General features: G+C 60.3%; 11 protein-coding genes. 6 read left to right on the forward strand and 5 right to left on the reverse strand.

What is annotated here, in order from left to right; genetic code table 11:
* Window positions 1-48: 48 nt before the first annotated feature.
* From phnR to PG900_RS04215, 5 genes are all read left to right on the forward strand, one after another.
* Window positions 49-756 (forward strand): phosphonate utilization transcriptional regulator PhnR, encoded by a 708-nt coding sequence (phnR, locus tag PG900_RS04195; RefSeq protein ID WP_270830978.1) that lies wholly within the window; start codon window positions 49-51, stop codon window positions 754-756.
* Between the two features lie 119 nt (window positions 757-875).
* Window positions 876-1,895: a putative 2-aminoethylphosphonate ABC transporter substrate-binding protein gene (locus tag PG900_RS04200; RefSeq protein ID WP_270799099.1), complete on the forward strand. Its 1,020-nt coding sequence runs from the start codon at window positions 876-878 to the stop codon at window positions 1,893-1,895.
* 271 nt (window positions 1,896-2,166) lie between these two features.
* Window positions 2,167-3,261: a putative 2-aminoethylphosphonate ABC transporter ATP-binding protein gene (locus PG900_RS04205; protein ID WP_270799097.1), complete on the forward strand. Its 1,095-nt coding sequence runs from the start codon at window positions 2,167-2,169 to the stop codon at window positions 3,259-3,261.
* Complete coding sequence (locus PG900_RS04210; RefSeq protein ID WP_270830979.1) at window positions 3,258-4,994, forward strand: putative 2-aminoethylphosphonate ABC transporter permease subunit; 1,737 nt, start codon at window positions 3,258-3,260, stop codon at window positions 4,992-4,994. The genes PG900_RS04205 and PG900_RS04210 overlap by 4 nt, the downstream gene beginning before the upstream one ends.
* 18 nt (window positions 4,995-5,012) lie before the next feature.
* Complete coding sequence (locus PG900_RS04215) at window positions 5,013-6,419, forward strand: FAD-dependent oxidoreductase (protein ID WP_270799093.1); 1,407 nt, start codon at window positions 5,013-5,015, stop codon at window positions 6,417-6,419.
* A 116-nt stretch (window positions 6,420-6,535) separates the two neighbouring features.
* Here the strand turns inward: PG900_RS04215 and PG900_RS04220 are convergent, their stop codons facing one another.
* Window positions 6,536-6,991 (reverse strand): YcgN family cysteine cluster protein, encoded by a 456-nt coding sequence (locus tag PG900_RS04220; protein WP_045525058.1) that lies wholly within the window; start codon window positions 6,989-6,991, stop codon window positions 6,536-6,538.
* A gap of 295 nt (window positions 6,992-7,286) precedes the next feature.
* Here PG900_RS04220 and PG900_RS04225 point away from each other — a divergent pair, with 295 nt between their 5' ends.
* On the forward strand, window positions 7,287-7,985 hold the full coding sequence (locus PG900_RS04225; RefSeq protein ID WP_197918148.1) for an SDR family NAD(P)-dependent oxidoreductase: 699 nt from the start codon (window positions 7,287-7,289) through the stop codon (window positions 7,983-7,985).
* Between the two features lie 145 nt (window positions 7,986-8,130).
* On the opposite strand, the gene PG900_RS04230 is transcribed toward PG900_RS04225, so the two are convergent.
* The 4 genes from PG900_RS04230 to odhB all read right to left on the reverse strand — a co-directional run bounded on the left by PG900_RS04230 (window position 8,131) and on the right by odhB (window position 12,175).
* Entirely contained in the window at window positions 8,131-8,598 is a 468-nt protein-coding gene (locus tag PG900_RS04230; protein WP_135354320.1) for a GNAT family N-acetyltransferase, read from the reverse strand.
* A gap of 128 nt (window positions 8,599-8,726) precedes the next feature.
* Entirely contained in the window at window positions 8,727-9,599 is an 873-nt protein-coding gene (gene sucD, locus PG900_RS04235) for a succinate--CoA ligase subunit alpha (RefSeq protein WP_005300222.1), read from the reverse strand.
* A complete protein-coding gene (gene sucC, locus PG900_RS04240) occupies window positions 9,599-10,765 on the reverse strand; it encodes an ADP-forming succinate--CoA ligase subunit beta (protein ID WP_016350506.1) in 1,167 nt (388 codons plus the stop codon). The genes sucD and sucC overlap by 1 nt, the downstream gene beginning before the upstream one ends.
* A 222-nt stretch (window positions 10,766-10,987) precedes the next feature.
* Entirely contained in the window at window positions 10,988-12,175 is a 1,188-nt protein-coding gene (odhB, locus tag PG900_RS04245) for a 2-oxoglutarate dehydrogenase complex dihydrolipoyllysine-residue succinyltransferase (protein WP_146061808.1), read from the reverse strand.

A 12,175-nucleotide genomic window follows, 5' to 3' on the forward strand; every position in this document is an offset into this window, starting at 1 on the left:
GCCCATTGCCCAACTCATTGCACACTCATTGCATAACTAAGGATTTTCATGAGCAAACCGCAATACCTGCAGATCAAGGATGCCCTCGCCAACCAGATCCTGGCGGGGGGTCTGGCCCCCAACGACAAGCTCTCCTCCGAGCGGTTGCTGGGGGAACTCTATGGCACCACAAGGGTCACCATTCGCGAGGCACTGGTGCAACTGGAGGCAAACGGCCTTATCTATCGGGAGGATCGCCGTGGCTGGTTCGTCACCCCGCCGCGCTTTCGCTTGAACCCCAGACGCACCTCCAACTTTCACCAGATAGTGAGGGAGCAAGGGGGCGAGCCGCGCACCGAGTTGCTGGAGAAAAGCCGTCAGGCGGTGCCGCCCGCGCTGATGGCACAGTTGCAGCTCAAGCCGTTCGACAGCCTGTTTCTGCTCAAGCGGCTGCGCTACGCCAACGGGCGTGCCATCTGCTACTGCGAGAACCACTGCCTGCCCGAGCGGGTACCCGGCCTGCTGGAGCTGGCTCTCAACGGCAGTCTGACCGAAATCTACCAGGCCCATTACGATCTCCACTACGCCCGCATGCAGGTGCGCTTCTTCCCCACCGCCCTGCCGGACGAAGTGGCCAAGGCGCTGGGGGCCACCGCCGGTCTGCCCGCCCTGCGCCTCGAGCGACTCAACTTCGATCAGCACGGTCGGGTGCTCGACTTCGATCTGGAGTACTGGCGCCACGACAGTCTGGAGATCGAGGTGGATACCCAGGATTAGTCACGGACAAATCAGGACGGCAAAACGTCACGGGGCCGTCACGGTCACGTCATAAAGATCCCCTAGCCTCTCTCTCGACCAATCTGGTTTATACCAAGCCAACTTATATGGAGAAGAGGATGAAACAGGGAACCCATCTGCTGGCCGCCGCCGTGCTGGCCACCACGACAGCCCCGGCACTGGCCGCCACCGATCTCACCGTCTACACCGCCTTCGAACCGGAGCAGCTCGGCGAGCTGAAAACCGCGTTCGAGCGCCAGCATCCGGATATCAACATCAAGTGGGTGCGTGACTCCACCGGCGTGGTCACCGCCCGCTTGCTGGCAGAAAAGGCCCAGCCCAAGGCGGATGTGGTATGGGGACTGGCGGCCACCAGCCTGATGCAGCTCGATCAGCAGCAGATGCTCAATGCCTATGCACCGAAAGGACTGGAGAAGCTCGACAGCCGCTTTCGCGACAGCAAGGCCGAGCCGCACTGGATCGGTCTGGACGCCTTTTTCAGCGCCATCTGCTTCAACAAGGTAGAGGCCGAGAAACAGGGGATCCCGGCTCCTACCAGCTGGGCCGACCTCACCAAGCCCATCTACAAGGGCAAGGTGATCATGCCCAACCCCAGCTCCTCCGGCACCGGTTACCTGAGCGTTGCGGGCTGGCTGCAGACCATGGGCGAGCAGCAGGGCTGGCAATTTATGAACGGCCTGCACCAAAACATCGACCGTTACACACACTCGGGCTCCGCCCCCTGCAAGCTGGCCGCCAGCGGCGAGACGGTGATCGGTATCTCCTTCGATTTCCCGGCCACCAGCCTCAAGGCCAAGGGGGCCCCCATCGAGGTGGTGTTCCCGAAAGAGGGTTCGGGCTGGGATATGGAAGCCGCCGCCATCATCAAGGGCACCCCCAAGCTGGAGGCCGCCAAACAGCTGCTCGACTTTGCCGCCACCGAACAGGCCAACGCCCTCTACAACAAGTCCTTCGCTGTGGTTGCCATCCCGGATGTGGCCAAGCCCAGAGCCGGTTATCCTGCCAACATCAAGGGCCAGATGATCGACAACGACTTTGGCTGGGCTGCCCGCGAGCGCAACGCCATCCTGGCCCAGTGGAGCGCCAGCTTCGACGGCAAGACCGAAGCCAAGCAGTAATCCCGCTGAGGGCTGGTTTGTGCGATGGCAGCACGTCGCCATCGACCCATTCATTGCCGAAGGCCAACTCAAGTTGGCCTTCGCTTTTTGGCATCTCCTCCCCTGTTTGTGTCGTTCTCAATGGGTGGCACCTAACCCATCTACAAGCGACCAAGCCACTTGCTGGCGACCCGATGTCATCTGACGGTCATCAAGCTGTCATCCCCCGATCACCTGACCGTCACATTTTGCCCGTAAACTGGTATATACCAAATCAGTAGCGAGTCGAACCATGACCCAGCCCTATCTGGACATTCAACATCTCAACAAGCAGTTCGGTGCTTTTCAGGCCCTCAAGGGGATCTCTCTGACCATTGAGCCGGGGGAGTTTATCTGCTTTCTCGGCCCCTCAGGCTGCGGAAAGACCACCTTGCTCAGAGCCATCGCCGGGCTGGATCTGCCGGACAGTGGCGAGATCTGGCAAGGAGGGCGCAATATCTCCCAGCTGCCGCCCCAGCAGCGCGACTTTGGCATCGTGTTTCAGTCCTATGCCCTCTTTCCCAACCTGACGGTGGCCCAGAACATCGCCTTCGGCCTTGAGAATCAAAGGCTGGCACGGGATCTCATCAAGGAGCGGGTCGATCACTGGCTGGGACTGGTGGATCTCACGGCCCAGTCCCACAAATACCCAAGCCAGATCTCCGGCGGCCAGCAGCAGCGGGTGGCGTTGGCCCGGGCACTGGCCCTATCCCCTGGCCTCTTGCTGTTGGACGAACCGCTCAGTGCGCTGGATGCGCTGGTGCGCACCCACCTTCGCAGCGAGATTCGCGCCCTGCAGCAGCGCCTTGGCATCACCACCATCATGGTGACCCACGATCAGGAAGAGGCGCTGACCATGGCCGATCGCATCGTGGTGATGGAGGGCGGCCGCATCGTGCAGGTGGGCACCCCGCAGGCGATCTACCACCAGCCTGCCAGCCGCTTCGTGGCAAGCTTTGTCGGCACCATGAACTTCCTCGAGACCCTGGTGCTGAGTCCCACTCAGGTGCGCCTTAACGAGCAGCCGCTGACACTTGCCAACCGGGCCGCGGCCGGCAGCAAATTGCAGGTGGCGATCCGCCCCGAGGCGATCACCCTGAGTGCGCCGAGCGAGCTGTCTCTTGGGCAGCACGGCATCGACGCACAGATTGATCAGGTGGAGTTTCTCGGCGCAGCCCAGCGCCTTATCTGCACCGCCGACACCTATCTGGGCCCGCAGCAGATCCTGGTGGAGCGCCCGACCCACGAGCTGCCCCGCCACGAACAGGGTGGCTGGCGCAGCGGCATGCGCTGCTCGCTGCACTGGCCCGCCGGGGCGATGCAGCTGTTTGAAGGAGATCGCCCATGACAGCCCCCCTCACGACCTCCTCCCTGTTGCCGCCAGCGCCAGCCCGGCAAGACGCCCGCTGGCAGCGGCTTTGTCGCGGCTGGAGCCGGGATCAGCTGCTGCAACTGATCCTGCTTCTGCTCGGCATCGCTCTACTGGTGGGGGGCCTCTTGCTGCCACTGCTCACCATGCTGCAAAAGAGCCTGCAGGATGAGAACGGCCTCTGGGTGGGGCTTGCCAATTTCAGCGCCTATTTCGACTCCCCTCATCTGGGGCGCACCATCGGCAACACCCTCTGGCTCGGGGTGCTGATCACCGCGCTGGTGGTAACCATCGCCTTTGGCTACGCCTATGCCCTCACCCGCACCTGCATGCCGGGCAAGCCCCTGTTTCGCCTCATCGGTCTTATTCCGCTGTTGATGCCCTCCCTGCTGCCCGCCATCAGTCTGGTCTACTGGTTTGGCAATCAGGGAGTTGCCAAGGGGCTGCTCGGCGGCGAGAGCATCTACGGCCCCATCGGCATCGTCATCGGTCTGGGCTTCTGGTGCTTCCCCCACGCCCTGATGATCCTTATCACGGCGCTGGGCCAGAGCGATGCTCGCCTCTATGAAGCCTCCCGGGTGCTCGGCAGCCGCGGCTGGCGCACCTTTGTCACCGTCACCCTGCCCACCGCCCGCTATGGCCTGCTCAGCGCCGCCATCGCCGTCTTCACCCTCACCATCTGCGACTTCGGGGTGGCCAAGGTGATTGGCGGCCAGTACAGCGTGCTGGCCACCGACATCTACCGACAGGTGATCGGGATGCAGAACTTCTCGCTGGGCGCCGTTGCCAGCGTCACCCTGCTGCTGCCGGCGCTCTTGAGCTTTGCGCTGGAGCACAGGGTGCGCAGCAAGATGCAGGAGCAGAGCAGCACCAAGGCGGTGCCCTATCGCCCCACGCCCCATCGGCTGCGGGATCTGCTGGCGCTCGGCTGGTGCACGCTCTGGGCACTGCTGTTTCTGGCGCTGGTGGGTATGGCCGTTTACGGCTCCCTAGTGCAGTTCTGGCCCTACAACCTCGGGCTGACGCTGGATCACTACGCCTTTGACAGCAACAGTGTCTATGGCTGGCAGCCCTTTACCAACACCTTGCAGCTGGGCCTCTATACCGCGCTTATCGGTACCGTGCTGGTGATGGTGCTGGCCTGGGCACAGGAGAAGGGGCGCCACTTCGCGCCGCTGCGCCAGTTGCTGCATCTGCTCGCCATGCTGTCGCTGGCGGTACCCGGCATGGTGCTGGGGCTGGGTTACATCTTCTTTTTCAACGGCAATCCGCTCTTTGGCACTCTCTATGGCACTCTGCCGCTGATGGTGCTCTCCTGCGTCATCCACTACTACACGGTGGGCCATATGACGGCGCTGACCAGCCTCAAGCAGTTGCCCAAGGAGCTGGAGCTGGTGGCCATCTCATTGCGCATTCCGCTCTGGAAGGCGTTCTGGCGGGTCACCCTGCCCGCCTCCCTGCCAGCGCTCTTGGAAATCTTCATCTATCTGTTCGTCAACGCCATGACCACCACCTCGGCGGTGATCTTCCTCTATTCGAGCGACAGCGTGCTCGCCTCCATCGCCGTGCTCAATATGGAGGATTCCGGCGACACCGCTGCGGCCGCCGCCATGGCCACCCTGATCCTGCTGGCCGCCGCCACCGTCAAGCTGCTCCAGCTCTTTTTGAGCCGCACCCTGCTGGATCGCACCCAGCGCTGGCGCCACCCATAACCTTGTCGAGGAGTCATCATGTCCACTCTCCCCTTCTGGCTGGCCGAAGCGCTCGCCGCCGAACAGCCCGTGCCGCCCACGCCCCTCGTCGGCCACCACGAGGTCGATGTCTGCATCGTCGGTGGCGGCTTTACCGGGCTGTGGAGCGCCATCGCCCTTAAACAGGTCGAGCCACACTTGCGCATCATGGTGCTGGAGAAAGATCGCTGCGGCAGCGGTGCCTCCGGGCGCAACGGCGGCTGCCTGCTCACCTGGTCGGCCAAATACCTGACCTTAAAGCGCCTCTTTGGCGAGCAGCAGGCCGCCTGGCTGGTGCAAGGATCCGAGCAGGCGGTACACGAGATTGCACGCTTCTGCGAAACGCACAACATAGAGGCACAGCTGAGGGTCGAGGGCACCTGTTACACCGCCACCAGCGAGGCGCAGCGCGGCCTGATGGAGCCGGTATTACGGGAGCTACAGCGAGCCGACCTTAACCAGTGGCAGGCGATTGAAGAGGATGAACTGGCGAGTCAGAGCGGCTCCCACGTTCATCTGGAGGGGCTCTACAGTCCCCACGCGGGTTCGGTGCAACCGGCACTGTTGGTGCGCGGCCTGCTGCGGGTGGCGCGGGAGCTGGGGGTCGAGGTCTATGAGCACTCCCCCATGCAGCGGCTTGAGGCAGGCCAGCCTGCACGGGTGCAAACGCCGCAAGGTGAGGTATGTGCCCGCAAGGTGGTGCTGGCCCTCAACAGCGCCATGGTGCAGCACTTTCGCGAGTTTCGCCGCAGTATCGTGCTGGTCTCCTCCGACATGGTGATAACCGACCCCGCGCCGGATGCACTGGCTGCCCAGCAGCTTGCGCACGGCCGCTCCGTGGTGGATGGCCGCACCTTTGTCCACTACTACCGCTCCACCCCGCAAGGGCGGCTGATGCTGGGCAAGGGGGGCAACACCTTCGCCTTTGCCAACCGCCATCTGGCCGAGTTCGATGCGCCGAGCCGTTATCTTGCCCCCCTCACCCGCACCCTGCGCCGCTTCTTTCCGGCGCTCAAAGAGGTGCCCATCGCCGCCAGCTGGTGCGGCGCCTCCGACCGCTCGGTAGATGGCCTCCCCTTCTTCGGCCACTGGCGAGGGCAGCCCAATATCGTCTATGGCCTCGGCTATTCCGGCAACGGGGTGGCACAGAGCTGGATCGGCGGCCAGATCCTGGCGGCCTTGGTGCGCGATGAAGTGCGGGAGGAGGACAAGCCGTGGCGCGACTGCGCGCTGGTCAGCGGCCCGCGCGGCTACTTCCCGCCCGAGCCGTTTCGCTGGCTGGGGGCCATGGCGGTGCGCAATGCCATCCGGCGCAAGGAGCGGGCGGAAGATGAAAACCGCTCGGTGGCCTGGTATGAAAAACAGCTGGCCAAACTTGCCGATGCGGCGGGCAAGGCCGATAAATAGGCGCCTTCACAGCGCTTTGTAAGGAGCCAGAAAGCCGAAGGGGCAAGAGAGTGATGACTCCCCTGCCCCTTCGCAGTTGGTACGGCTTGCGACTGGCCCGATAGACAGGCCTGGCGTTAGCTGGCCCAGGTAATGATGTGATCGATCCAGTCGCCGGCATCCACTTCGTGCACCACCTTGCCGCGCACCGACTGACCGGCCTGGTGCATGGCGCTGCGGCTGCCGGTGATAAGCGGATGCCACTCTGGCAGACTCTGCCCCTCCGCCAGCAGGCGATAGGCACAGGTAGAAGGCAGCCAGTCATATTCGGCAATCTTGTCGTGGGTGATCTGCAGGCAGTCCGGCTCTTTTTTAAAGCGGTTGCCGTAGTCGGAGCACTGGCAGGTCTTGGTATTGAGCAGGTTGCAGGCCACGTTGGTGAACACCAGCTCCTCGGTGTCCTCGTCGATCAGCTTGTTCAGGCAGCACTTGCCGCAGCCGTCGCACAGGGACTCCCACTCCATCATGGTCATCTGTTGCAGGCTTTTTACCTGCCAAAAGGGGGCGTTCTGCACGGGTTCACTCTGCTGCATAAAAGTTGGCTCACTCAATACACTGACAAGCGCGTGGTTATACGCCCTATGGCCCGATTTTTCAAGGTTGGTGGAGGTTTTGCCTATCGTATGAGGTCGATGCGATTACCGACGATTCATGTGATCCCATCCAGATAATCAGGTTGTTAGATCTCCATCTAACGGCTGTCATTTCTACCCACTGATGGGCGGAAATAGCTGTGGCATACTAGCCTCCCCCGCAGATCCGAATATGCTCTGCTATTCGAACCTGCGGATGAACATAAACTGGCCATATGGATTAATGGATGGTGTGATGAAGGCAGTATTGATAACGGGGGCAAGCAGAGGATTAGGGCTGGCACTCGTCCAAACTTTTTATGAGTACAAGTATCAGGTTTATGCGGTTGTCAGAACTGTCAATGCCTATGACATGCTGACGGCTACATACCCTGGAGTCTCTGTGCTTGTTGCTGATGTAACTCATAAAAACTATGAGGCACAGCTTTCCGAATTTATAGAGAACACGGAGATAAATATTGTCATAAATAATGCTGGCTCCGCTGGCACTCCGGGTATAGATACCAAACGCAGCACAGGCGACCAACTCATTTATGAATTTAAAACGCACTGTGTCGGTGCTCTTTCTACCGTCAACGCCCTGCTGAGCCATGCAAATAGAATGCAACCATCCTTGATCGTCAATATAAGTTCAAGGAGAGGATCATTGAACATGCAAGCAGCAGGCGCAACCAAGGGAATTAAGTGCTCTTTCTCTTATCGCATTGCGAAGGCGGCCCAGAATATGTTGTCACTCTGCATGGCGGATGATTTGGAAAGCATGGGTATTAAAGTGATATCGGTCCACCCCGGGGCACTGCTCACCGAAATGGCCCCTGCCGATGCGACGCTGACACCGGAGCAATCCGCAAGCAGACTGGTTGACATGATCGAGCGTGATGATGTTAATTCACGGGATTTTATTTGCTTGGAAACAGGCAAACTTCCGTGGTAAATCGCAACGTTGACTCGAACAATACGGTCTCAAACACAGGCTTGTAGTTTACGAGCCATTCAATACGAATGGCCAATTACAGCAAACTCTCACAATCAGGTAGGCCAAATGTAACCAATCTTGCGACCTCCCCTATAAACCATTTTTATACAGCCGCGTGCCATACCATGATAGTCGTTTCCCAGTGACCATGATTTGATTCATGTATTGCGTTGAAGCCTTGTTCACGATAGAAGTCAACGTTATGTGTTTCGCACTGCAAGTAGAGTGTCGCAACACCACGGGAAACGGCCATGTCCCTGGCGACATTAATCATTTTTTTGGCAATGCCTTTTCTACGGTGTGCAGCAGGAACATAGACACCACCAATCCAGAACTCATATTCAGGGTGGTTTTTATTTTCCTGAATTTTCAGCTCCAATGTTCCAACCAGTTCTCTATCGTCATGTGCAACCAAGCTAAATGGAAAGTTTCTATTTAGAGCTATGCTTTCAACCTTTCTACGTACCATCTCTTTCGTAACACCGGGCACATGAGAGGCCCATTCATCGAAATACCAGTCGACGATTGTCGATACTTCATGCGGACTATCCGCAAGCAATGAAATTTCCATATATCCTCTTTACCAAAATAGAAAAGCATTCTTAAATTCACGAGAACAGATAATAATGTCAAATCATTAGAAATAAAAATGCCGCCCATTGGGCGGCATTTTAATCAGAGATAACGGACCGGAAGAAATTACCAGCCGGTCACTTCACGCAGGGCTTTGCCGATATCGGCCAGGGAGCGCACGGTTTTCACGCCGGCATCTTCCAGGGCGGCAAATTTCTCGGCCGCGGTGCCTTTACCACCGGCGATGATGGCGCCCGCATGACCCATGCGCTTACCTGCCGGGGCGGTGACGCCCGCGATGTAGGAGACCACCGGCTTGGTGACGTGGGCCTTGATGTAGGCCGCCGCGTCTTCCTCGGCATTGCCGCCGATCTCGCCGATCATCACGATGGCTTCGGTCTGCGGGTCATTCTGGAACATCTCCAGGATGTCGATGAAGTTGGAACCCGGGATGGGGTCGCCACCGATGCCGACGCAGGTGGACTGGCCGAAGCCCTCGTCCGTGGTCTGCTTGACCGCTTCATAGGTCAGGGTGCCGGAGCGGGAGACGATGCCCACCTTGCCCGGCTTGTGGATGTGGCCTGGCATGATGCCGATCTTGCATTCACCCGGGGTGATGACGCCCGGGCAGTTGGGGCCGATCATCCGTACGCCGGTTTCCTGCAGCTTCACCTTGACGTCCAGCATGTCCAGAGTCGGGATGCCTTCGGTGATGGTGACGATGAGCTTGATGCCGGCATCGATGGCTTCCAGGATCGCGTCCTTGCAGAACGGGGCCGGCACATAGATGACGGAGGCAGTGGCGCCGGTGGCTTCCACGGCGTCACGGACGGTGTTGAACACCGGCAGGCCCAGGTGGGTAGTGCCACCCTTGCCCGGGGAGACGCCGCCGACCATCTGGGTACCGTAGGCAATCGCCTGTTCGGAGTGGAAAGTGCCCTGACCGCCGGTAAAGCCCTGGCAGATCACCTTGGTGTCTTTGTTGATCAGAACGCTCATTATTTGGCCTCCGCTGCTTTTACCACTTGCTGAGCTGCGTCAGTCAGACTCGTTGCGGCGATGATATTGAGGCCGCTGTCGGCCAGTTTACGGGCACCCAGTTCGGCATTGTTGCCTTCCAGACGCACCACCACGGGCACTTTCACCCCCACTTCCTTGACGGCGCCGATGATGCCTTCCGCGATCATGTCGCAGCGCACGATGCCACCGAAGATGTTGACCAGCACGGCTTGTACCTTGCTGTCGGAGAGGATGATCTTGAACGCCTCGGTCACCCGCTCCTTGGTGGCGCCGCCGCCGACGTCCAGGAAGTTGGCCGGTGAACCGCCGTGCAGGTTGACGATGTCCATGGTGCCCATGGCCAGACCTGCGCCGTTGACCATGCAACCGATGTTGCCATCGAGCGCCACATAGTTCAGCTCCCACTGGGCGGCGTGCGCTTCGCGGGGGTCATCCTGGGATGGATCGTGCATCTGGCGCAGCTTGGGCTGACGGTACAGGGCGTTGGCATCGATGTTGATCTTGCCGTCCAGGCAGTGCAGGTTGCCCTGAGCGGTGATCACCAGCGGGTTGATTTCCAGCAGGGCGAAGTCGCAGTCCAGGAACATCTGGCCCAGACCCATGAAGATCTTGGTGAACTGCTTGATCTGCTCGCCAACCAGACCCAGTTTGAAGGCCAGCTCGCGGGCCTGATAAGGCTGCGGACCAACCAGCGGATCGATGGCGGCTTTGTGAATCAGTTCCGGGGTTTCGTGGGCGACTTTCTCAATCTCCACGCCACCTTCGGTAGAGGCCATGAAGACCACGCGGCGAGAGCCACGGTCAACCACGGCGCCCAGATAGAGCTCCTTGGCGATGTCGGTGCAAGATTCCACCAGGATCTTGGTAACCGGCTGACCGTTGGCGTCAGTCTGATAGGTCACCAGGTTCTTGCCGAGCCAGTTCTGGGCGAAGGCACGGATCTCGTCCTTGCTCTTGGCCAGCTTGACGCCGCCCGCTTTACCGCGGCCACCGGCGTGGACCTGGCACTTGACGACCCAGGTGTTGCCGCCAATCTTGTCGGCCGCTTCGGCCGCTTCCTGCGGGGTGGCACAGGCATAACCTTCGGAGACCGGCAGGCCATACTCGGCAAACAGCTGTTTTGCCTGATATTCATGCAGATTCATAGATGCTCTATCCGTGTTGTAGGTATTTCCGTCCGGGGCTCGTGTTTCTCAATCCCCTGTGAAAGGGGCCAAGGCGGCCCCTCGTTATCTTTCTAATTTCACTTTCACTCAGACGTTCCGTCGAGGCCGGCTTGGCCCCCGCTTGCCGCCGAACGGGAAGTCCGGCAGCAAGCTTGTGGCGCGAGCCGTCAAGCCGAAGGCTTGCCGGTCCGGCCGATGTCTTTAGACGTCCAGCAGCAGACGGGTCGGATCTTCCAAGAGCTCCTTGATGGAGACCAGGAAGCCCACCGACTCGCGGCCGTCGATGATGCGGTGATCGTAGGAGAGCGCCAGGTACATCATCGGCAGGATCTCGACCTTGCCGTCGACGGCCATGGGGCGGTCCTGGATTTTGTGCATGCCCAGAATGGCGCTCTGGGGCGGGTTGATGATCGGGGTGGACATCAGGGAGCCAAACACGCCACCGTTGGTGATGGTGAAGTTGCCGCCGGTCAGTTCATCCACGGTCAGCTTGCCGTCACGGCCCTTGCCGGCCAGGTCTTTGATGGCCTTCTCGATGTCGGCCAGGCTCATGTTGTCGCAGTCACGCAGCACCGGGGTCACCAGACCACGGGGGGTGGAGACGGCGATGCTGACGTCGAAGTAGTTGTGGTAGACGATGTCGTCACCGTCCAGCGCCGCGTTCACTTCCGGGTAGCGCTTGAGGGATTCCACCACCGCCTTCACGTAGAAGGACATGAAGCCGAGCTTGATGCCGTGCTTCTTCTCGAAGATCTCGCCGTACTGCTTGCGCAGCTTCATGATGGGCGCCATGTTGATCTCGTTGAAGGTGGTCAGCATGGCGGTGGTGTTCTTGGCCTCCAGCAGACGCTCGGCGATGCGCTTGCGCAGACGGGTCATGGGCACGCGTTTCTCGGTGCGACCGGCCAGCGGGGCGACCGGTGCAGCCGGGGCTGCAGCGGCAACCGGGGCGGCGGCAGGCTTGTTGCCACCCTTGATGAAGGCTTCCACGTCTTCCTTGGTGACGCGACCGCCCTTGCCGGTACCGGTCAGCTTGGCGACGTCGATGTCATGCTCGGCCACCAGGCGGCGCACGGAGGGGCTCAGACCATCGGCAGCGTCATCGGCCACCACTTCAACCGGCTTCTCCTTGGTCTCTTCGCCGGCCACCGGGGCAGGCTTGAGCATGGCGATCAGCTGGCGGGAGAGCACAGTGGCCCCTTCGCTTTGCAGGATGTCGCCCAGCACGCCGGCTTCCGGCGCCGGCACTTCCAGCACGACCTTGTCGGTCTCGATGTCGACCAGCACTTCATCACGGGCAACCAGATCACCCGGTTTCTTGTGCCAGGTGGCGATGGTGGCATCCGCCACTGATTCCGGCAGGTCCGGTACTTTGATCTCGATAGTCAT

The sequence above is a fragment of the Aeromonas sp. QDB03 genome (genome assembly GCF_027707985.1).
Lineage (GTDB): Bacteria > Pseudomonadota > Gammaproteobacteria > Enterobacterales > Aeromonadaceae > Aeromonas > Aeromonas hydrophila.